The organism is Streptomyces sp. NPDC056144 (genome assembly GCF_042264145.1).
Lineage (GTDB): Bacteria > Actinomycetota > Actinomycetes > Streptomycetales > Streptomycetaceae > Streptomyces.
The window spans coordinates 441,098-460,994 of record NZ_JBHJVF010000006.1; the positions used below are offsets into that span (position 1 = coordinate 441,098).

The 19,897-nt window shown below is 70.0% G+C and carries 17 protein-coding genes and 3 tRNA genes; 10 read left to right on the forward strand and 10 right to left on the reverse strand.

Features of this window, described 5'->3' with window-relative positions; all coding sequences use genetic code 11:
- Nucleotides 1–20: 20 nt before the first annotated feature.
- From ACFC0Z_RS21430 to ACFC0Z_RS21450, 5 genes are all read right to left on the reverse strand, one after another.
- Nucleotides 21–794: an ABC transporter permease gene (locus ACFC0Z_RS21430; protein WP_376440158.1), complete on the reverse strand. Its 774-nt coding sequence runs from the start codon at nt 792–794 to the stop codon at nt 21–23.
- A complete protein-coding gene (locus ACFC0Z_RS21435) occupies nt 791–1,765 on the reverse strand; it encodes an ABC transporter ATP-binding protein (RefSeq protein WP_376440160.1) in 975 nt (324 codons plus the stop codon). The genes ACFC0Z_RS21430 and ACFC0Z_RS21435 overlap by 4 nt, the downstream gene beginning before the upstream one ends.
- Before the next feature lie 138 nt (nt 1,766–1,903).
- Nucleotides 1,904–1,976: transfer RNA gene (locus tag ACFC0Z_RS21440), tRNA-Gly, on the reverse strand.
- A gap of 79 nt (nt 1,977–2,055) precedes the next feature.
- A tRNA-Gly gene (locus ACFC0Z_RS21445) sits at nt 2,056–2,127 on the reverse strand.
- 133 nt (nt 2,128–2,260) lie between these two features.
- A complete protein-coding gene (locus ACFC0Z_RS21450; protein ID WP_376440163.1) occupies nt 2,261–2,614 on the reverse strand; it encodes an Lsr2 family protein in 354 nt (117 codons plus the stop codon).
- A gap of 377 nt (nt 2,615–2,991) precedes the next feature.
- Between ACFC0Z_RS21450 and purS the strand changes: the two genes are divergently transcribed.
- Genes purS through purL form a run of 3 tightly spaced genes read left to right on the forward strand, consistent with a single transcriptional unit; the run spans nt 2,992 to nt 6,163 of the window.
- On the forward strand, nt 2,992–3,237 hold the full coding sequence (gene purS, locus ACFC0Z_RS21455; RefSeq protein ID WP_376440165.1) for a phosphoribosylformylglycinamidine synthase subunit PurS: 246 nt from the start codon (nt 2,992–2,994) through the stop codon (nt 3,235–3,237).
- Nucleotides 3,234–3,914 (forward strand): phosphoribosylformylglycinamidine synthase subunit PurQ, encoded by a 681-nt coding sequence (gene purQ, locus ACFC0Z_RS21460; protein WP_376440168.1) that lies wholly within the window; start codon nt 3,234–3,236, stop codon nt 3,912–3,914. The genes purS and purQ overlap by 4 nt, the downstream gene beginning before the upstream one ends.
- A complete protein-coding gene (gene purL / locus ACFC0Z_RS21465; RefSeq protein ID WP_376440170.1) occupies nt 3,914–6,163 on the forward strand; it encodes a phosphoribosylformylglycinamidine synthase subunit PurL in 2,250 nt (749 codons plus the stop codon). Before purQ ends, purL begins: the two co-directional genes overlap by 1 nt.
- A 60-nt stretch (nt 6,164–6,223) precedes the next feature.
- On the opposite strand, the gene ACFC0Z_RS21470 is transcribed toward purL, so the two are convergent.
- The gene (locus ACFC0Z_RS21470) at nt 6,224–6,634 is read right to left on the reverse strand and encodes a nuclear transport factor 2 family protein (RefSeq protein ID WP_376440172.1); all 411 of its coding nucleotides are present in this window, start codon (nt 6,632–6,634) and stop codon (nt 6,224–6,226) included.
- A gap of 67 nt (nt 6,635–6,701) precedes the next feature.
- On the opposite strand from ACFC0Z_RS21470, the gene ACFC0Z_RS21475 reads away from it, so the two are divergent.
- The 4 genes from ACFC0Z_RS21475 to purM all read left to right on the forward strand — a co-directional run bounded on the left by ACFC0Z_RS21475 (nt 6,702) and on the right by purM (nt 11,193).
- Nucleotides 6,702–7,490, forward strand: a complete 789-nt coding sequence (locus tag ACFC0Z_RS21475) for a sterol carrier family protein (protein WP_376440175.1) — start codon at nt 6,702–6,704, stop codon at nt 7,488–7,490.
- A gap of 39 nt (nt 7,491–7,529) precedes the next feature.
- Nucleotides 7,530–8,339 carry an META domain-containing protein gene (locus tag ACFC0Z_RS21480; RefSeq protein WP_376440178.1) on the forward strand — a complete coding sequence of 270 codons (810 nt, stop codon included), beginning with the start codon at nt 7,530–7,532 and terminating at the stop codon, nt 8,337–8,339.
- A 219-nt stretch (nt 8,340–8,558) separates the two neighbouring features.
- On the forward strand, nt 8,559–10,085 hold the full coding sequence (gene purF / locus ACFC0Z_RS21485; RefSeq protein WP_360797875.1) for an amidophosphoribosyltransferase: 1,527 nt from the start codon (nt 8,559–8,561) through the stop codon (nt 10,083–10,085).
- Nucleotides 10,086–10,125: 40 nt separating this feature from the next.
- Complete coding sequence (gene purM / locus ACFC0Z_RS21490; protein ID WP_376440181.1) at nt 10,126–11,193, forward strand: phosphoribosylformylglycinamidine cyclo-ligase; 1,068 nt, start codon at nt 10,126–10,128, stop codon at nt 11,191–11,193.
- Between the two features lie 174 nt (nt 11,194–11,367).
- Here the strand turns inward: purM and ACFC0Z_RS21495 are convergent, their stop codons facing one another.
- Both ACFC0Z_RS21495 and ACFC0Z_RS21500 read right to left on the reverse strand, forming a co-directional pair.
- Nucleotides 11,368–11,619: a DUF3073 domain-containing protein gene (locus ACFC0Z_RS21495; protein ID WP_024756846.1), complete on the reverse strand. Its 252-nt coding sequence runs from the start codon at nt 11,617–11,619 to the stop codon at nt 11,368–11,370.
- Between the two features lie 299 nt (nt 11,620–11,918).
- A complete protein-coding gene (locus ACFC0Z_RS21500; protein WP_376440184.1) occupies nt 11,919–13,013 on the reverse strand; it encodes a Leu/Phe/Val dehydrogenase in 1,095 nt (364 codons plus the stop codon).
- A 176-nt stretch (nt 13,014–13,189) separates the two neighbouring features.
- Between ACFC0Z_RS21500 and ACFC0Z_RS21505 the strand changes: the two genes are divergently transcribed.
- Together ACFC0Z_RS21505 and bldC are read left to right on the forward strand one after the other, a co-directional pair.
- Nucleotides 13,190–14,074 carry a hypothetical protein gene (locus tag ACFC0Z_RS21505; protein WP_376440187.1) on the forward strand — a complete coding sequence of 295 codons (885 nt, stop codon included), beginning with the start codon at nt 13,190–13,192 and terminating at the stop codon, nt 14,072–14,074.
- A 549-nt stretch (nt 14,075–14,623) separates the two neighbouring features.
- Nucleotides 14,624–14,830, forward strand: coding sequence for a developmental transcriptional regulator BldC (gene bldC, locus ACFC0Z_RS21510; protein WP_003949541.1), 207 nt, complete (start codon nt 14,624–14,626; stop codon nt 14,828–14,830).
- A 426-nt stretch (nt 14,831–15,256) separates the two neighbouring features.
- Here bldC and ACFC0Z_RS21515 read toward each other — a convergent pair.
- Nucleotides 15,257–15,330: transfer RNA gene (locus ACFC0Z_RS21515), tRNA-Asp, on the reverse strand.
- Nucleotides 15,331–15,404: 74 nt separating this feature from the next.
- Complete coding sequence (gene hrpA, locus ACFC0Z_RS21520; protein WP_376440189.1) at nt 15,405–19,379, reverse strand: ATP-dependent RNA helicase HrpA; 3,975 nt, start codon at nt 19,377–19,379, stop codon at nt 15,405–15,407.
- Between the two features lie 103 nt (nt 19,380–19,482).
- Here hrpA and ACFC0Z_RS21525 point away from each other — a divergent pair, with 103 nt between their 5' ends.
- Nucleotides 19,483–19,875: a hypothetical protein gene (locus ACFC0Z_RS21525; RefSeq protein WP_376440191.1), complete on the forward strand. Its 393-nt coding sequence runs from the start codon at nt 19,483–19,485 to the stop codon at nt 19,873–19,875.
- Nucleotides 19,876–19,897 lie beyond the last annotated feature (22 nt).

Sequence of the window (19,897 nt, forward strand, 5' to 3'; positions counted from 1 at the left end):
CCTCCCTTCCCCTACCCCGTCTACCTGCGGGGTTCCCAGCGGAACCACTTCCGGACAGCAAACACGGTGAGGACACCCCAGGCCAGCGTGTTGAGCACGGCGGTCACGAGGTCCTTGGTGTCGCCGACGCCGAGCCAGCCGGCCCGGACGAGCTCCATGACCCCGCTGAGCGGCAGCAGTTGGGCGAGGCTCGCGACGACGTCGGGGAGGAGGTCGCGGGGGACCATGAGCCCGGAGCCCATCGCGGAGACCAGGAAGAACGGCATGGTGGTGAGGCCCGCGCTCTCGACGTTCCGCGTGATGGCGGTGGTCGCGGCGGCCAGCCCCACGAGCAGCGGGATGGCGGCGAGCAGGCCGAGGACCAGCAGGTCGGGACGGTGCGGTGCGGGGACGTCGAGGACGAGGGCGCCGCCGACGGACAGGACGGCGCACTGGACGAGGGCGATGGCGGCGGACGGGAGCGCGGCGCCGCCGAGGATCTCCGGGTCGGTGGCCTCGCCGGTGCGCAGCCGCTTGAGGACGAGTTCCTCGCGGCGGGCCACGAGGGCGGAGGTGAGGCCCATGTAGACGACGAGGACGAGGACGAGTCCGGTCCCGCCGACGAGGGTGGCCGCCGCCATGCCGCCGGGGAGCTCCTCCGGGCCCATCTGCCCGAGCGAGGACCGCAGCAGGAAGATCATGAGCAGCGGCATGAGCAGGGCGATGAAGAGGTTGTTCTTGTTCCGGCCGAGGAGGGTGAGTTCGGCCCGCCCGAGGGCGAGGATCCGGGTGCGTGCCACGGTGGTCGAGCTCATCGGACGTCGGCCTCCTGCCGGTCGGTGTCGGACGCGATTCCGGTGCCGGACGCGATTCCGGTGCTGGACGCGATCCCGGTGTCGGACGCGATCTCCAGGAACGCCTCTTCGAGGGTGGCCGAGCGGGCGTCGAGCCCTTCGAGCCGTACGCCGTGTTCCCGGGCCCAGCCGAGGAGTTCGCCGAGCGCGTCCTGGAGCTCGTACGTACGGATCTCGACGCGTCGGCCGTCCGCGGCGGCCCGCAGGCCCAGCGGGAGGCGCGCGGCGGGGACGTCGGCGGGGAGGGCGAAGCGGATCCGGGCGGGCCGGGCGGCGGTGACCTCGGCGGGCGTCCCGGAGAGGACGATCTGCCCGGCGTGCATGATCGCGAGCCGGTCGGCGAGGGACTCGGCCTCCTCCAGGTAGTGCGTGGTGAGGAGGACGGTGGTGCCGCCGTCGCGCAGCCGCCGGACGAGCTCCCAGGTGTCGCGGCGGCCCTCCGCGTCGAGGCCGGTGGTCGGCTCGTCGAGGAAGAGGACCTCGGGGCGGCCGAGGAGCGCGAGGGCGAGGTCGAGGCGGCGCCGCTCGCCGCCGGAGAGCTGCTTGATCCGTACGCGCTCCCGCCCGGTGAGCCCGGTCTCGGCGAGGGCTTCGGCGGCGGGCCTGGCGTTGCTGGTGCAGCCGGCCCACATCCGTACGGTTTCGGCCACCGTGAGATCGCTGGGGAAGCCGCCTTCCTGGAGCATCACGCCGATGCGGGGGCGGACGGCGGCCCGCTCGCGGTACGGGTCGTGGCCGAGGACCCGGGCGGTTCCGGCGCTCGGGGCGGCGAGGCCCTCGAGGAGCTCGACGGTGGAGGTCTTGCCGGCGCCGTTGGTGCCGAGGAGGGCGAAGATCTCCCCGCGGGGGACGGTGAAGGAGAGGCCGCGCACGGCCTCGAAGCCGCCGGAGTAGCTGCGGCGCAGGCCTTCCGCTTCGATCGCGTTGGTCATGTACCCAGACTCGGGGCGGCGCGGGGCGTTCGGCAGTGCGCGCTGTCACCGCCCTGACTGACAAATGTCATGCGGGGAGGTGCAGGGTGCACACGTCGAAGGCCCCGGTTCAGAGAACCGGGGCCTTCGACTTTCCTGAGCGGACGACGAGATTCGAACTCGCGACCCTCACCTTGGCAAGGTGATGCTCTACCAGCTGAGCCACGTCCGCATGCCTCCGACCGACTTTCATCGGGCGGTGCGAGCACCACTCTACCTGATGCACCGGAGTGCTTGGTAATGCGATGCAGAGCGGGTGACAGGAATTGCACACTGCGCCTTCCCCCTGGAAGGGGGATGTTCTGCTACTGAACTACACCCGCACGCTGCGTGAGGTTCGGCTTTGCGGCCTTGCCCCTCGGCGTGTTCCAGACTCTAGCGGATCATGGGGGGTGGAACGCAAATCCGCTCCCGGGCCCCGCCGCGCGGCTCCCGGGCCCCGCACCTGGGCTCCGCTCAGCTCGCCGCGCGGAAGGCCTCGTACACCCTCTTCGGGATGCGGCCGCGGGCCGGCACGTCCATCTTGTTGGACTGGGCCCAGGCGCGGACCGCCGCCGGGTCGGGGGCGAGCGAGGTGTGCGTGAAGGTCGCGGCGGAGGGGCGCCTGGTGGCGCCTGTCACGTTTCCGGACCCGGACGACTGCTTGCGGCCGGCGGCGAGGTAGGGCGCGAGGGTCTTGCGGAGTTTCTCGGCATTGGCAGCATTCAGGTCGATCTCGTATGTCCTGCCGTCGAGGCCGAACGCGACCGTTTCAGCTGCTTCTCCACCGTCGATGTCGTCGGAGAGAGTGACTACCACTCGCTGAGCCACGGATATCGGTCCTTTCCTGCGGCCGCCGGGGTCGCGAGGTGCTTGTGGCACCTCTGACGTGCGGCGATGCCGGACGGTCGGCTGTGCCGAAGCAATGCTGTTCTGCTCTGGATTCCTTTGTACAGCGGCGGGCATCGCATTGTGAAGCCCCGGCAATTGTTTCAGCGTGTCCCGCCGGATTGGGGCCCGCAATATTTCGCTGGAATTTTGTGCGCGGATGTGCACGCGCGATGCGGGACGGGTTCGTGGTCCGTTCGCGGATGGTTCATGGAGCTTTGGTGATCTCTTTGGAGGATCCTTCAGATCTCTACCCGCGTAGAATTTGGAGGCAGGTACGCTGAGCGGACCGCCCACGCAACACACCACCGGGAGTGCCAGTGGCACGCGTCGTAGTCGACGTCATGCTCAAGCCGGAGATTCTGGACCCTCAGGGGCAGGCGGTGCAGCGTGCACTGCCTCGCCTGGGATTCGCCGGAGTCACCGACGTCCGTCAGGGGAAGCGCTTCGAGCTGGAGGTGGAGGGACCGGTCGACGACGCCGCCCTCGCCCGCATCCATGAGATGGCCGAAACCTTCCTTGCCAACACCGTGATCGAAGACTTCGTCGTGAGGGTCGAGTCGTGACCGCACGCATCGGCGTCGTCACCTTCCCCGGAACGCTCGACGATCAGGACGCGCTGCGTGCCGCCCGCCTGGCGGGCGCCGAGCCCGTCTCGCTCTGGCACCGCGACAAGGACCTCAAGCAGGTCGACGCCGTGGTCCTGGCCGGCGGCTTCTCCTACGGCGACTACCTGCGGGCCGGAGCCATCTCCCGCTTCTCGCCGGTGATGGAGACGATCATCGAGCAGGCGAAGGCGGGCATGCCCGTCCTCGGCATCTGCAACGGCTTCCAGATCCTCACCGAGGCCCACCTGCTGCCGGGCGCGATGCTGCGCAACAACCACCTCCACTTCATCTGCCGCGACCAGAAGCTGCGGGTGGAGAACGCGGAGACCGCCTGGACCTCTGACTACGTCAAGGGCCAGGAGATCGAGGTCCCGCTCAAGAACATGGACGGCCGGTACGTCGCCGACGAGCGCACGCTCGACGAGCTGGAGGCCGAGGGGCGGGTGGCCTTCCGCTACCTGGACGTGAACCCCAACGGCTCGCTCCGCGACATCGCCGGCATCACCAACGCCGCGGGCAACGTGGTCGGCCTCATGCCGCACCCGGAGCACGCCGTCGAGCCGCTGATCGGCACCGGCAAGACGGACGGCCTCGGTTTCTTCACCTCGATCCTCAAGAAGCTGGTCAACGCCTGATGAGCCTCGACACCGTCAAGCACGCGAGCGAGACGCCGGACAGCGAGCAGCCCTGGAAGGAGCTCGGCCTCAAGGAGGACGAGTACGCGCGCATCCGCGAGATCCTCGGCCGCCGTCCCACCGGCGCCGAGCTCGCCATGTACTCCGTCATGTGGTCCGAGCACTGCTCCTACAAGAGCAGCAAGGTCCACCTGAAGCAGTTCGGCGAGAAGACCCCCGTCAACGACGCCATGCTCGTCGGCATCGGCGAGAACGCCGGCGTCGTCGACGTCGGCCAGGGGTACGCGGTCACCTTCAAGGTCGAGTCGCACAACCACCCCTCGTACATCGAGCCCTACCAGGGCGCGGCCACCGGCGTCGGCGGCATCGTCCGCGACATCCTCGCCATGGGTGCCCGCCCGGTCGCGGTCGTCGACCCGCTGCGTTTCGGCGCGGCCGACCACCCCGACACCAAGCGCGTGCTGCCCGGTGTCGTCGCCGGCATCGGCGGCTACGGCAACTGCCTCGGCCTGCCCAACATCGGCGGCGAGGTCGTCTTCGACTCCTGCTACCAGGGCAACCCCCTCGTCAACGCCGGCTGCATCGGCGTGATGAAGCACGAGGACATCCACCTCGCCAAGGCCTCCGGCCCCGGCAACAAGGTCATCCTGTACGGCGCCCGCACGGGCGGCGACGGCATCGGCGGCGTCTCGGTCCTCGCGTCCGAGACCTTCGACGACACCAAGCCGGCCAAGCGCCCCGCCGTCCAGGTCGGCGACCCCTTCCAGGAGAAGCTCCTCATCGAGTGCACCCTGGAGATCTTCCAGGAGAAGCTCGTCGCGGGCATCCAGGACCTCGGCGGCGCCGGGCTCTCCTGCGCCACGTCCGAGCTGGCCTCCGCGGGCTCCGGCGGCATGCGGGTCGACCTGGAGAAGGTCCACCTGCGCGACGCCACGCTCTCGCCCGAGGAAATCCTCATGAGCGAGTCGCAGGAGCGCATGTGCGCGATCGTCGAGCCGCAGCACGTCGACCGCTTCCTGGAGATCTGCGAGAAGTGGGACGTCATCGCGGTCGTCATCGGTGAGGTCACCGAGGGCGAGCGCCTGGAGATCTTCTGGCACGGCGAGCAGATCGTCGACGTGCCGCCGCGCTCCGTCGCCCACGAGGGCCCGACCTACCACCGGCCGTACGCGCGCCCGGACTGGCAGGACGCCCTCCAGGCGGACGACGCGGGCAAGCTGCCCCGTCCGCAGGACGGCGCCGAGCTCAAGGACCAGGTCCTCAAGCTCGTCTCCTCGCCGAACCAGGCCTCGAAGTCCTGGATCACGGACCAGTACGACCGGTTCGTGCAGGGCAACACGGTCCTGGCGCAGCCCGAGGACGCCGGCATGGTCCGCATCGACGAGGAGACCAACCTCGGCGTGGCCATGGCGACCGACGGCAACGGCCGGTACGCGAAGCTCGACCCGTACACGGGTGCGCAGCTCGCGCTGGCGGAGGCGTACCGCAACGTCGCCGCCTCCGGTGCCAAGCCGCTCGCCATCTCGGACTGCCTGAACTTCGGTTCGCCCGAGGACCCGGCCGTGATGTGGCAGTTCGCCGAGGCCACCCGTGGTCTCGCGGACGGCTGCCTCCAGCTCGGCACCCCGGTCACCGGCGGCAACGTCTCGCTCTACAACCAGACGGGCGAGACCGCGATCCACCCGACGCCGGTCGTGGCCGTGCTCGGTGTGATCGACGACGTGAACCGCCGTACGCCGATCGCCTTCGCGGAAGAGGGCCAGCTCCTCTACCTGCTCGGCGACACGCGCGAGGAGTTCGGCGGCTCGGCGTGGTCCGAGGTCATCCACCAGCACCTCGGCGGCATGCCGCCGGCCGTGGACCTCGACCGCGAGAAGCTGCTCGGCGAGATCCTCATCTCGGCCTCCCGCGACGGCATGATCGACGCGGCGCACGACCTGTCCGACGGCGGTCTCGTGCAGGCGGTCGTCGAGTCCTGCCTGCGCGGCGGGAACGGCGCGCGCCTGGTCGTCCCCGAGGGCCTGGACGCCTTCACCTTCCTCTTCAGCGAGTCGGCGGGCCGTGCGGTCGTCGCCGTCCCGCGCAGCGAGGAGCTCCGCTTCACCGACATGTGCGGTGCGCGGGGCCTGCCGGCGACCCGCATCGGTGTCGTCGACGGCGACGCGGTGGACGTGCAGGGCGAGTTCGCGCTCTCCCTCACGGAGCTCCGCGAGGCCCACGAGGCCACGATCCCGGCCCTGCTGGCCTGATCGTCGGTACGCGTACGGTGTGAGCCCCCGCCCCTTCCGGGTGGGGGCTCTTCCGCGTCCTCAGCCGTCCAGGGAGTAGAAGGCGTCGAGCTCGTCGATGTCCTCCACGCATTCGTCGATGTCGGAGACCTTGTCGCCGATGAGGGTGAAGAACAGGGCGCCGGGCATCTCGATGCCCCGGTCGCCGTGTTCGGCGAACCACGTGTGGCTCGCGATGGCGTGGCCGCGTCCGTCGACGCTGATCGTGCCCAGCTCGACGCGCATGGTGCCGCCGGTGTACGCGCCCAGGTCCCGGTACATGGCGAGGATGTTGTCCCGGCCCTTGAAGTGGCCGCCGAAGCGGGTGGTGCCCGGGGAGTGGTGCGTGCAGTCGCTGGTCATCATGGAGCCCAGCGTCTCCATGTCACCGGTCTTGAAGGCTTCGTAGCCCCGCCGCACGAGGGCGGCGTCGGGGTGCTCGTGGTGGGTCATGGTCCCGTCACAGCCTCTCGCGGAAAAGGGGACCTTCCTTCTCCAGTCTCGGCGCTAGCCTCGGGCCATGCCACCCGCCAAGAAGCGCCCCCGCCGGTACGACTCCGCCAAGACCAGGGCCGCCGTGCTCGCCCAGTTCGGGCATGTACGGGACGCGGCCGCCGCGCTGCCGTCCGAGGCGCTCGACGGGCCGACGCGGCTCGGCGACTGGACCGTACGGGAGCTGCTCGCGCATCTGACGATGGTGCTCGGCTCGCTCTCGCAGCGCCTCGCGGAGGCGGAGCCCGTACGGCGTGAACTCGCTCTCGCCGACTGGCCGCTCGCGACCGCGAAGGGTGCGGCCGGCATCGACGAGGACACCCGGGCGATCGCCACGGACGACCTGCCGGCGCTGTTCGACCGGACGCTCGCGGTCTTCGAGGAGCGGCTCGCGGCGGCCTCCGACGAGCGGCTCGTGACGACCCGCTTCGGGGCGATGTCCCTGGGCGACTTCCTCGTGACCCGGACCGTGGAGCTGGTCGTCCACACCGACGACCTGAACGCGGCGACCGGCGCGGACGTCCCGTACGACCGGCAGGCGCTCGCGGCCTGCGCCCGGCTCCTCGCGGACGCCCTCGCGACGAAGGCCCCCGGCGGCGCGGTGGAGGTGCGGATCCCGCCGTACGCGGTCGTGCAGTGCGTGGAGGGTCCCCGGCACACCCGGGGCACCCCGCCCAACGTCGTCGAGACGGACCCGCTGACCTGGATCAGGCTGGCGACGGGCCGGACGGAGTGGGCGGCGGAGCGCGAGGCGGCCCGCGTGAGCGCGAGCGGCGAGCGGGCCGATCTGACGGACTTCCTGCCCGTCATGGGGTAGCCCGCGGAACCGTACGGGGGCCGGCTCCGTCCCACCTCCATGCCGAAGCCCCGCGCCGCACTCGCCGCCCTGGTCCCCCTCGCCCTCCTCCTCGCCGCCTGCGGGACCGCGGGAGGTCGCGGCGCGACCCCGGCGGGGACGCTCGATCCCGGGATCCCCCTCGCGGGGACGTACTGGACGATCGACGCCGTCACGATCGACGGCCGCAAGGCCGTCGCTCCGCCCGGCGCGCATGTCGAGTTCGCGGAGGACGGCAGCGCCAAGGGCAGCACCGGCTGCAACGCCTTCGGGGTCTCGGCCGCCGTCGACGGCTCGACCGTCACCGTGACGCAGCAGGAGATCAGCATGATGGCCTGCACCGGCGACCGGGGGCGCTTCGAGAGGGACCTGATCGCGGCCTTCTCGGGTCCGCTGAAGGCCACGGTCAAGGGCGAGCGGCTCACCCTGGCCTCGGCCGACGGCGCCAGGAGCCTCGCCCTGACCTCGGAGCCGGACGCGCCGCTGCGGGGCACCACGTGGAAGATCGACTCCCTCGTCTCGGGGGATTCGGCCTCCTCGCTGCCGGAGGGCAGCGGTGCGAAGGCGAAGTTCACGATCGGCGAGGACGGCCGGGTCTCCGGCAACCTCGGCTGCAACAACTTCTCCGCCGCCGCCCGCGTCGACGGCACCACCCTGACGGTCGAGGGCCCTGCGGCGACCACCCGCATGATCTGCACGCCGCCGCAGATGCGTCTGGAGACGAAGCTGTACGAGCTCCTCGACGGACCGCTGACCTATCGGCTGAACCACCGAACGCTGACCCTCACCGACGCTTCCGGCGAGGGCCTCGGGGCCAGGGCGGAGGGGTAGCGGGAGTCGAAAGAAGGTGCACTCCGTCACATCGCCGGGGGCGCCGGGAGCTGGTACGAGCGTCCGCTCACGGGGCTGCGGGGGCCGGGAACCCTTCCGGCGCCTGCCTCGTGGGCCCCTCCAAGGCCGAGTTGATCATTTCGTGTGATCCCACGAGCCCGGCCACCTCCGCTTTTCCTCAATTCGGACCAGTGGTCGAGCCCGTCTACACTCGGAAACGTGCCACGCGGAGACGGTCGACTCAATCACGACTTGCTCCCCGGTGAGAAAGGCCCCCAGGACGCTTGTGGCGTCTTCGGTGTCTGGGCTCCGGGTGAAGAGGTCGCAAAGCTCACGTACTTCGGGCTCTACGCCCTCCAGCATCGGGGTCAGGAATCCGCGGGAATCGCGGTTAGCAACGGCTCCCAGATCCTCGTCTTCAAGGACATGGGACTTGTCTCCCAGGTCTTCGACGAGACTTCTCTCGGTTCCCTCCAGGGTCATATCGCGGTCGGTCACGCCCGCTACTCGACCACCGGGGCTTCCGTGTGGGAGAACGCGCAGCCGACGTTCAGGGCGACCGCCCACGGCTCGATCGCGCTCGGCCACAACGGCAACCTGGTGAACACGGCCCAGCTCGCCGAGATGGTCGCCGACCTTCCCAAGAAGGAAGGCCGCTCCACCCGGGTGGCCGCGACCAACGACACCGACCTGCTCACCGCGCTCCTCGCGGCCCAGGTCGACGAGGACGGCGAGCCGCTCACCATCGAGCAGGCCGCCGCGAAGGTCCTCCCCGACGTCCGGGGCGCCTTCTCCCTCGTCTTCATGGACGAGCACACGCTCTACGCGGCCCGTGACCCGCAGGGCATCCGCCCGCTGGTCCTCGGCCGTCTCGAGCGCGGCTGGGTCGTCGCCTCCGAGTCCGCCGCCCTCGACATCTGCGGCGCCAGCTACGTCCGCGAGGTCGAGCCGGGCGAGATGATCGCGATCGACGAGAACGGCATCCGCACCTCGCGATTCGCGGAAGCGAAGCCCAAGGGCTGTGTCTTCGAGTACGTCTACCTGGCGCGTCCCGACACGGACATCGCCGGCCGGAACGTCTACCTCTCCCGCGTGGAGATGGGCCGACGCCTGGCCAAGGAGGCGCCCGTCGAGGCCGACCTGGTGATAGCGACGCCGGAGTCCGGCACGCCGGCCGCCATCGGCTACGCCGAGGCCTCGGGCATCCCCTTCGGCGCGGGCCTGGTGAAGAACGCCTACGTCGGGCGCACCTTCATCCAGCCCTCCCAGACCATTCGCCAGCTGGGCATCCGGCTGAAGCTGAACCCCCTCAAGGAAGTCATCAAGGGCAAGCGCCTGGTGGTCGTCGACGACTCGATCGTCCGCGGCAACACCCAGCGCGCGCTGGTCCGGATGCTCCGCGAGGCCGGCGCGGCCGAGATCCACATCCGGATCTCCTCGCCGCCGGTCAAGTGGCCCTGCTTCTTCGGCATCGACTTCGCGACCCGCGCGGAGCTGATCGCCAACGGCATGTCGATCGAGGAGATCGGCACGTCGCTCGGGGCGGACTCGCTCTCGTACATCTCCCTGGAGGGGATGATCGAGGCGACCACCATCCAGAAGCCGAACCTCTGCCGTGCCTGCTTCGACGGCGAGTACCCGATGGAGCTTCCGGACCCCGAGCTCCTCGGCAAGCAGCTCCTGGAGACCGAGCTCGCGGCCGGCCCCGCCGCCACCGCGGCCGCCGACGCGCTCCGTCGCCCGTAAGCCCGTAGTTCCGTAGTACGACACGAAAGCTCTCATCACCATGACCGAGACCACCGGTGCCTCCTACGCGTCCGCGGGCGTCGACATCGAAGCGGGCGACCGCGCCGTCGAGCTCATGAAGGAGTGGGTGAAGAAGACGCAGCGTCCCGAGGTCCTCGGCGGCCTCGGCGGTTTCGCCGGCCTCTTCGACGCCTCCGCCCTCAAGCGCTACGAGCGTCCGCTGCTCGCCTCCGCGACCGACGGCGTCGGCACGAAGGTCGACATCGCCCGCCAGATGGGCGTGTACGACACGATCGGCCACGACCTGGTCGCGATGGTCATGGACGACATCGTCGTCTGCGGTGCCGAGCCGCTCTTCATGACCGACTACATCTGTGTCGGCAAGGTCCACCCCGAGCGGGTGGCCGCCATCGTCAAGGGCATCGCCGAGGGCTGCGTCCTCGCCGGCTGCGCCCTCGTCGGCGGCGAGACGGCGGAGCACCCGGGCCTCCTCGGCCCGGACGACTTCGACGTCGCCGGTGCCGGCACGGGTGTCGTGGAGTACGACCGGCTGCTCGGCGCCGATCGCATCCGTACGGGGGACGCGGTCATCGCCATGGCGTCCTCGGGTCTTCACTCCAACGGGTACTCGCTCGTCCGGCACGTGGTCTTCGACCGCGCCGGCATGACCCTCGACCAGCAGGTCGAGGAGCTCGGCCGGACGCTCGGCGAGGAGCTCCTGGAGCCCACGAAGATCTACTCGCTGGACTGCCTGGCCCTCACCCGGACCACGGACGTCCACGCGTACAGCCACATCACGGGCGGCGGCCTCGCGGCCAACCTGGCCCGGGTGATCCCGGACGGCCTGCACGCCACCGTGGACCGCTCCACCTGGACCCCGGGCGCGATCTTCGACCTGGTCGGCAAGGCCGGTCAGGTGGAGCGCCTGGAGCTGGAGAAGACGCTGAACATGGGCGTCGGCATGATGGCCGTCGTCCCGGCCGACTCGGTGGACGCGGCCCTCACGACCCTCGCGGACCGCGGGGTCGAGGCCTGGGTCGCGGGCGAGATCACCGAGCGCGGCGACCACGCCACCGGCGCCGAGCTGGTCGGCGACTACGCGAAGTAAGCGGTACGGGAACGGCCCCGCACCCCTCCAGGGGGCGTGCGGGGCCGTTCGCGTACGTACAGAGGCCTCAGGGGCTCCAGGGGACTCCGGAGGCTCCAGGGGCACTGCGCCCGGGTCGGGACAGCACAGAAACCCGGCCAGGTGTACCGGACCGGGTTTCGGTGATTCAGAAGGTCAAGCGCGACGTGGGGACGACGGACCGGACTCGTCGTCCTCGTCCTCGTCCTCGTCGTCGTAGAGAGACGCGTACTGCGCGTACGGGTCGTCTTCCTCGTCGTCGTCCTCGAACGGCTCGCCATTCGGCGGCTGGTTCGAAGTCGAAGCGCCCAGCTCATTGGCCAGACGCGACAGGTCAGTCCCGCCGCTGCTGTACTTCAGCTGGCGGGCGACCTTGGTCTGCTTGGCCTTTGCCCGGCCGCGCCCCATGGCTCGACCCCCTCGGTGACGGGGCTCGATGACCCCAGAGTCTTGACACGCGTTCATGATTCGGAACGGGCTCTCGACAGAGAGACCGGTCCGTAGGGCTTCAACGGTACCTGTTTCCGTCGGTCTACGGTACGCCGTGCGCATCACATACCTCGGTACAGAACCTTCGAGGCGCCCTTTCCTCGCTGGTCAGTCGCGATTTTAACCTCTTCTCGCGCGACGACCCGCCGAAGGGCGTGAGTGAAGTCTCGCCGACTTCGCTCGTTCTCCGTCCCTCCGGCGGGTCGCGCGCGGCCGGATCAGGCCCGTCGGGCGTCCGCCATCCGCTGCTCGGCGATCCGGTCGGCGGCGGCGGCCGGCGGGATGCCGTCCGCCTTCGCACGAGCGAATATGGCCAGCGTGGTGTCGAAGATCAGCGTGGCCTTCGCCTTGCACCGGTCGAAGTCGAAGCCGTGCAGCTCGTCGGCGACCTGGATCACGCCACCGGCGTTGACCACGTAGTCGGGCGCGTAGAGGATGCCGCGCTCCTCCAGGTCCTTCTCGACACCGGGGTGCGCGAGCTGGTTGTTGGCCGCGCCGCAGACGATCCTCGCGGTGAGGACGGAGACGGTCTCGTCGTCGAGGGCACCGCCGAGGGCACAGGGCGCGTACACGTCCAGGCCCTCGACGCGGACCAGGGCGGCCGTGTCGGCGACGACGGTGACCTGCGGGTGCTTGTCGGTGATCCGGCGGACCGACTCCTCGCGCACGTCCGTGATGACGACCTCGGCGCCGTCCTCCAGGAGGTGCTCGACGAGGTAGTGGCCGACCTTGCCGACGCCCGCGACGCCGACCTTGCGGCCGCGGAGGGTCGGGTCGCCCCAGACGGTCTGCGCGGCGGCGCGCATGCCCTGGAAGACGCCGAAGGCGGTGAGGACGGAGGAGTCGCCGGCGCCGCCGTTCTCGGGGGAGCGGCCGGTCGTCCACTGGCACTCACGGGCGACGACGTCCATGTCGGCGACGTAGGTGCCGACGTCGCAGGCCGTCACGTAGCGCCCGCCGAGGGAGGCCACCATGCGCCCGTAGGCGAGGAGGAGCTCCTCCGTCTTGATCGTCTCCGGGTCGCCGATGATGACGGCCTTGCCGCCGCCCAGGTCGAGGCCGGCCATGGCGTTCTTGTACGACATCCCGCGCGAGAGGTTGAGCGCGTCGGCGATCGCCGCGGCCTCGCTCGCGTACGGGTAGAAGCGGGTGCCGCCGAGGGCCGGGCCCAGGGCGGTGGAGTGGATGGCGATGACGGCCTTGAGGCCGGAGGCGCGGTCCTGGCAGAGCACGACTTGCTCGTGGCCACCCTGTTCCGAGTGGAAAAGGGTGTGCAGTACGTCAGCAGCAGGAACGCCGGTCACATCGGTCACGGTGGTGACTCCCAAGTACGAAGCGGCGGTTGCGGCCCCTCCCTAAGGGTGGGGGAGGGACCAGTTCGGCAAGAGAGTAAGTCCTACCTGTGCGTAGAACGGCCGCAGTGCCGAGGATCACCCTCTCTCGTGCGGGATCACCCCCTCCGGGAGTACCTCTCTGGGAGGATCACGCCATGTCGGTCGCCTCCTCGGTCCCCGTCCCCTACGCCTCCTATCTGCGGGTGTACGAGCCGCTGGCCGCGTTCCCCGAGCCGGAACGGAGCCACTGGGCGCGGTACGCCGAGGGGCACGCCGGGGGGACGCGCGCGCCGGGGGCGCAGGAGGAGCTGCGGCGCTCCCTCGCGGACCTGCTGCCGACGCCCGCGGTGCCGGTGCCGGTCCACGAGAGCGGGGACGCCTTCGTCGCACACCTGGACGGGGTGGTGGTGATCTGTCCGTGGCGGACGCGGCTGCGGGGCTGGCTGGCCCTGGAGGAGCTGCTGTCCGGCCCGTCCCCGTATCCGGCGTCGGTGCTGGACGCGATGCTGCCGCCGGTGGTCAGGGCGCAGGTGACGGCGGACCACGAGCGGTGGGCGGAGCGGAACCCGGACGCGCGGCCGTGGATCCGTACGGCGCTCTGGCAGGTGCCGCTGCGCTGGTTCACGCTTTTCGGGGACGAGGAGCGGGTGTACGAGCCGGGGGAGCCGGCCGGTGAGGGCGGCGGCCGGGGCCGGGCGCCGGTGCTCGTCTACCGGACGACGATGGCGCAGGCGCGGCGACGGCTCGCGCGGGCGCTGCGGGCGCTGCGGCAGGCGGCCGCCGAGGGGCCGATGACGGAGAGCCTGGTGGACGTGGGGCGCTGGCTGGAGGAGTTCCATCCGCGGGCGATGGTGGAGCTGGACTTCGGGGGCCTCGTGCACGCGGTCCCGGAGGCGTGGCTGGCGGGGGAGCGGTCGGCGGCCGGGATGGCCGAGGGGATCGCCGCGCTGCGGGCCGGGGACGGCGAGCGGGCCGACGAGGTCTACGGACGGCTCGCGGAGCGCTGGCGGGCCGTCAGGGACCTCAGGGGCGCGAACTGACATATGCCGGGCAACTTCGTCAGGTCGCCATCGACAAGACATGTCCGGCCGGTGTAGATGATCTTCAAAGGTTTTGGTGCTCGGGTCCTTCGCGCCTTCGGGCGGGGACGTTGGTCCCGATCCGGGCCTTTGGCCCAAGCGTGACGGACGGCACTTAACGCACCCTTGCGTCGATCACCCACCCTCGTGCCAAAATAGGACAAGGAGTCCGGGGAGGGTTCCTTCCGTCCAACTATGGGCGGAACGCTCGACATTGCACTCTATGGGGGGTCTGAGGACTCCTGATCGCTCTGTGACTGATCGTCACAGACGCGTGACTGTCCGTTATGGCATGGTCCATCGACTTCCGCCGCTGATGAACACCTGCGAGGGCAATTCCATCGGTTTGGCCGACGTGGCTGGACGGATGGTGTAGTTGTAGTGCCGAGGACAAGCCGTTCGTCCTATAACCGACTCGGCCCGCTTCTGCCATTTCGGGCAAGGCGGGTCAAGGTGCAGAATTTAGAGGAAAGAACCGAGATTGGTTCGGTTCTCCCGAGGAGGCCGCTCATGACCGCTCGCACCCCTGATGCCGAGCCGCTGCTGACCCCTGCCGAGGTCGCCACGATGTTCCGTGTCGACCCGAAGACGGTGACCCGTTGGGCGAAGGCGGGCAAGCTCACGTCCATCCGCACCCTGGGTGGGCACCGCCGCTACCGCGAGGCCGAGGTTCGTGCCCTGCTTGCGGGTATTCCGCAGCAGCGCAGCGAGGCCTGAGGCTCGCTCAACACCCCGCAGCACCCGTAACACCGGGCCTGTCCGGATCCCCCAATCCGGTCGCCCACCCCAAGCACTGCTGACGGTTTCCTGCCCCAACAGGCCTCCGTCGTCGATCGCACTGGACTCCGCCGGGTCCGGTGCGATCGTTTTTTTGTCCCCGCGTCCGACGGCCGGCGGGTGGTGCAATTGCACATATTAAATCTGGCTGGTGTAGGAGAGGCGTAAGTGCAGCGGTTTCTGAAACACTTTCAGTGACTCGCGTCACACCCGTCAGGCTCCGCCGTGAGCCTCTTCCGTCTCCCAGCGTCCCACCGGGAGGGCTCCCCGGGACCCGGCGTTGGTCACTCGTCGGCGGGACTTTCGTCCCTCGCCGGGCCAACACGACGAAGGCCCGCATCTTTCGATGCGGGCCTTCGTTTCGGGCGACTCTGACGGGACTTGAACCCGCGACCTCCACCTTGACAGGGTGGCGAGCTAACCAACTGCTCCACAGAGCCTTGCTCGCAGCCCCTCGTAAGCGGCTGCGAGACAGACTGTACAGCAGGTCAGGGGGTGCGGTCGAACCCGCCCGCTACGGGGCCGCGGCGTCGATCGCCTTCACGATCCGCTTGTCCGAGATCGGGTACGCCGTGCCCAGCGCGTGCGCGAAGTAGCTGACCCGCAGCTCCTCGATCATCCAGCGGATGTCGGTGACCTCCGTCGGCACCGGACGGCCCTTCGGGAGCTGTTCGAGCAGCCACGCGTACTCGTCGAGCATCTCGTGGACCTTCTCCATCCGGGTGGTGTCCCGCTGGACGCCCGTGGCCATCTGCTGGAGCCGCCGGTCCACCGCCACCAGGTACCGCATGAGGTCGGGCAGCCGCTTGAGGCCCGTACGGGTGACGAAGCCGGCCGGGACCAGCCAGGCCAGCTGCTCGCGCACGTCGGTCAGGTTGGTGATCAGCGCCAGGCTGTTCGTCGACTTGAGCCGCCGCTCGCACGCCTGCCAGGCCGCCAGGATCTGCTGCACCTGGCCCACCGTCCGCACGGTCGTGTCCACCAGGTCCGCGCGGACCTTGTCGTACAGCTTCCGGAAGGAGGCCTCGTCCCAGGCGGGGCCGCCGTGGTCCGCGATCAGCTTGTCCGCCGCCGCGGTCGCGCAGTCGTCGAAGAGGGCCTGGATCGAGCCGTGCGGGTTCGACGACAGGGCCAGCTTCTGCTGGTTGGTCAGCTTCTCCGAGGCGAACTTCGCCGGGTTCACCGGAATGTTCAGCATGATCAGCTTCCGGGTGCCCCGCCACATCGCCTGAGCCTGCTCGGCCTCCGAGTCGAAGAGCCGGACGGCGACGGTCGCGCCCTCGTCCACGAGCGCCGGGTACGCCTTGACCGGCTGGCCGCCGCGCTTGGTCTCGAAGACCTTCGTCAGGGTCCCGATCGTCCACTCCGTGAGGCCCGTGCGCTCCAGGGAGGGCCCGGAGCCGTCAGGACCCCCCGTCGCCGCCGCGGCGGCCTTGGAGAGCGCCTGGCGGGCCTTGGGGCGCAGTTTCAGCCGCAGGGTCTCCAGGTCCTTGTCCTCGGCGAGCTTGCGGCGCCGCTCGTCGACGATCCGGAAGGTCACCTTGAGGTGCTCGGGGACCTTCGCCCAGTCGAAGTCCTCGGGCGTGACCGGGACGCCGACCATGCGCTGGAGCTCGCGGGCGAGCGCGCCCGTCAGCGGTTCCTGGACGGGCACCACGGAGTCGAGGAAGCGGGTCGCGAAGTTCGGCGCCGGCACGTAGTGGCGGCGGATCGGCTTCGGCAGGGAGCGGATCAGCTCCGTGACGACCTCGCCGCGCAGACCCGGGATCTGCCACTCGAAGCCCTCGTCGGTCACCTGGTTCAGGACCTGGAGCGGGACGTGGACGGTCACGCCGTCCGCGTCGGCTCCCGGCTCGAACTGGTACGTCACCCGGAACTTCAGCGGGCCCTGCCGCCAGGAGTCCGGATAGTCGTCCTTGGTGACCGCGCCGGCCTTCTCGTTGATGAGCATCTCGCGCTCGAAGTCGAGGAACTCCGGTGCCTCGTGGCGCTTGTGCTTCCACCAGGAATCGAAGTGGGCTCCGGACACGACGTGTTCGGGGACGCGCTTGTCGTAGAAGTCGAAGAGCGTCTCGTCGTCGACGAGGATGTCCCGGCGCCGGGCGCGGTGCTCCAACTCCTCGACCTCGGTGAGAAGTCTGCGGTTGTCCGAGAAGAACTTGTGGTGCGTCCGCCAGTCGCCCTCGACCAGCGCGTTCCGGATGAACAGGTCGCGGGAGACCTCCGGGTCGATCCGGCCGTAGTTCACCTTGCGGTCGGCGACGATCGGGACGCCGTACAGCGTCACCTTCTCGAAGGCCATCACGGCCGCCTGGTCCTTCTCCCAGTGCGGCTCGCTGTAGGTCTTCTTCACCAGGTGCTCGGCGAGCGGCTCGATCCACTCGGGCTCGATCCGGGCGTTGACCCGGGCCCAGAGCCGCGAGGTCTCGACCAGCTCGGCGGACATGACGAAGCGCGGGGGCTTCTTGAAGAGCGCCGAGCCGGGGAAGATCGCGAACTTGGCGTTCCGGGCGCCGATGTACTCGCCCCGGCCGCTCTCGCGCTTCTGGTCCCGGGCCTGGCTCTCCTTGGACTCCTTCACGTCCTTGAGCCCGATGTGGGAGAGCAGGCCGGAGAGGAGGGAGACGTGCACGGACTGCTCCGGAGCGTCCTCCTCGTTGAGGTGGATGCCCATCTGCTTCGCGACCGTGCGGAGCTGGCTGTAGATGTCCTGCCACTCGCGGATGCGCAGGAAGTTCAGGTACTCCTGCTTGCACATCCGGCGGAAGGAGCTGGAGCCCCGCTCCTTCTGCTGCTCGCGGACGTACCGCCACAGGTTCAGGAAGGCGAGGAAGTCGCTCGTCTCGTCCTTGAAGCGGGCGTGCTGCTGGTCGGCCTGCGCCTGCTTCTCCGAGGGCCGCTCGCGCGGGTCCTGGATGGAGAGCGCCGCCGCGATGACCATGACCTCGCGGACACAGCCGTTCTTGTCGGCCTCCAGGACCATCCGGGCGAGCCGGGGGTCCACGGGCAGCTGCGAGAGCTTCCGGCCCTGCTGGGTCAGCCGCTTCTTCGGGTCCTTCTCGTTCGGGTCGATCGCCCCGAGCTCCTGGAGGAGCTGGACGCCGTCCCGGATGTTGCGGTGGTCCGGCGGGTCGATGAAGGGGAACTTCTCGATGTCGCCGAGGCCGGCGGCGGTCATCTGGAGGATGACGGAGGCCAGGTTCGTCCGGAGGATCTCCGCGTCCGTGAACTCCGGACGGGTGAGGAAGTCGTCCTCGGAGTAGAGACGGATGCAGATGCCGTCGCTCGTACGGCCGCAGCGGCCCTTGCGCTGGTTGGCGCTGGCCTGGCTGACCGGCTCGATCGGCAGACGCTGGACCTTCGTGCGGTGCGAGTAGCGCGAGATGCGGGCAGTGCCCGGGTCGATCACGTACTTGATGCCGGGGACGGTCAGCGAGGTCTCGGCGACGTTCGTCGCGAGGACGACCCTGCGGCCGGAATGGGCCTGGAAGACCCGGTGCTGCTCGGCGTGGGACAGGCGCGCGTAGAGCGGGAGGATCTCCGTGTTGAAGAGGTTCTTCTTCGTGAGCGCGTCCGCCGTGTCGCGGATCTCGCGCTCTCCGGAGAGGAAGACCAGGACGTCGCCCGGACCCTCCTTCTGGAGCTCGTCGACGGCGTCGCAGATCGCGGTGATCTGGTCCCGGTCCGACTCCTCGCTGTCCTCTTCGAGGAGCGGGCGGTAGCGGACCTCGACCGGGTACGTACGGCCGCTGACCTCGACGATCGGGGCGTCCCCGAAGTGGCGGGAGAAGCGCTCCGGGTCGATCGTCGCGGAGGTGATGACGACCTTGAGGTCGGGGCGCTTCGGCAGCAGCTGGGCCAGGTAGCCGAGCAGGAAGTCGATGTTGAGGGACCGCTCGTGGGCCTCGTCGATGATGATCGTGTCGTACGCGCGCAGCTCGCGGTCCGTCTGGATCTCGGCGAGCAGGATGCCGTCCGTCATCAGCTTCACGAAGGTCGCGTCCGGGTTCACCTGGTCGGTGAAGCGGACCTTCCAGCCGACGGCCTCGCCGAGCGGGGTCCTCAGCTCCTCGGCCACGCGCTCCGCGACCGTGCGGGCCGCGATCCGGCGGGGCTGGGTGTGCCCGATCATGCCCCGGACGCCCCGGCCGAGCTCCAGGCAGATCTTCGGGATCTGGGTGGTCTTTCCGGAGCCCGTCTCACCGGCGACGATCACGACCTGGTGGTCGCGTATCGCCTCCAGGATCTCGTCCTTCTTCTGCGAGACCGGGAGCTGCTCGGGATAGGTGACCGCGGGCACGCGGGAGGCGCGCCCGTCGACGCGCTCCTTGGCCTTGGCCGCCTCGGCGGCGATCTCGTCCAGGACGGCCTCACGGGCCTCGGGCTTGCGGATGCGGCGGGCGCCTTCGAGACGGCGGCCGAGCCGGTGGGAGTCCCGCAGCGAGACCTCGGCCAGGACCGACTGGAGGGCGGCGAAGGAAGTAGACATACGGCACCCAGGATCGCACCTGCGGCCGAGAAGCGGCGAACCGATTTACGAGCGCCGGGTGCGTACTGTGGAGCCCGCACTGACCGGATCCGAGGGGTTTCGCATGTTCCGCACCACCCGCGCCCTGGCGGCCGTCGCCGCGCTCGCGGGCCTGGTGCTGGGGCTGCTCCTCTCCGGGACGGCGGCCCCGACCCGTACGGCCGTCCCGACGCGTACGGCCGTCCCGGTGGTGGCGACCGCCGCCGTCCCGCACGCCGTCGCCCAGGCCCTGTCCCCCTCCTGCGACCCCGGGCACGCCGTCGGCGCGGGCGCCTCAGCCCCCGCCGTACCGCCGCGCGCGCACGGGTTCGCCGAGGTCCTCCCGGCCCTCGCCGCCGACCGGGCGACCTGCGCGGCCGGACCCGCGCGGGAGCCGGGCCGGGAAGCGGCGCCGGGCCGCGAGCCGCCCGGGCGCGCCGCGCCCACCCCCCTGGAGCTGTCGGTCCTGAGGGTCTAGACGGACGGCCCCCGCCGGTCGT

Bases quoted from the DNA above. Each gene is read 5' to 3' on its own strand.
- ACFC0Z_RS21430 (WP_376440158.1), bottom strand. From the start codon at position 794: ATGAGCTCGACCACCGTGGCACGCACCCGGATCCTCGCCCTCGGGCGG.
- purM (WP_376440181.1), top strand. From the start codon at position 10,126: ATGACCGAGACCACCGGTGCCTCCTACGCGTCCGCGGGCGTCGACATC.
- ACFC0Z_RS21480 (WP_376440178.1), top strand. From the start codon at position 7,530: ATGCCGAAGCCCCGCGCCGCACTCGCCGCCCTGGTCCCCCTCGCCCTC.
- hrpA (WP_376440189.1), bottom strand. From the start codon at position 19,379: ATGTCTACTTCCTTCGCCGCCCTCCAGTCGGTCCTGGCCGAGGTCTCG.
- bldC (WP_003949541.1), top strand. From the start codon at position 14,624: ATGACCGCTCGCACCCCTGATGCCGAGCCGCTGCTGACCCCTGCCGAG.
- ACFC0Z_RS21470 (WP_376440172.1), bottom strand. From the start codon at position 6,634: ATGACCCACCACGAGCACCCCGACGCCGCCCTCGTGCGGCGGGGCTAC.
- ACFC0Z_RS21495 (WP_024756846.1), bottom strand. From the start codon at position 11,619: ATGGGGCGCGGCCGGGCAAAGGCCAAGCAGACCAAGGTCGCCCGCCAG.
- ACFC0Z_RS21435 (WP_376440160.1), bottom strand. From the start codon at position 1,765: ATGACCAACGCGATCGAAGCGGAAGGCCTGCGCCGCAGCTACTCCGGC.
- ACFC0Z_RS21475 (WP_376440175.1), top strand. From the start codon at position 6,702: ATGCCACCCGCCAAGAAGCGCCCCCGCCGGTACGACTCCGCCAAGACC.
- ACFC0Z_RS21505 (WP_376440187.1), top strand. From the start codon at position 13,190: ATGTCGGTCGCCTCCTCGGTCCCCGTCCCCTACGCCTCCTATCTGCGG.
- purL (WP_376440170.1), top strand. From the start codon at position 3,914: ATGAGCCTCGACACCGTCAAGCACGCGAGCGAGACGCCGGACAGCGAG.
- ACFC0Z_RS21525 (WP_376440191.1), top strand. From the start codon at position 19,483: ATGTTCCGCACCACCCGCGCCCTGGCGGCCGTCGCCGCGCTCGCGGGC.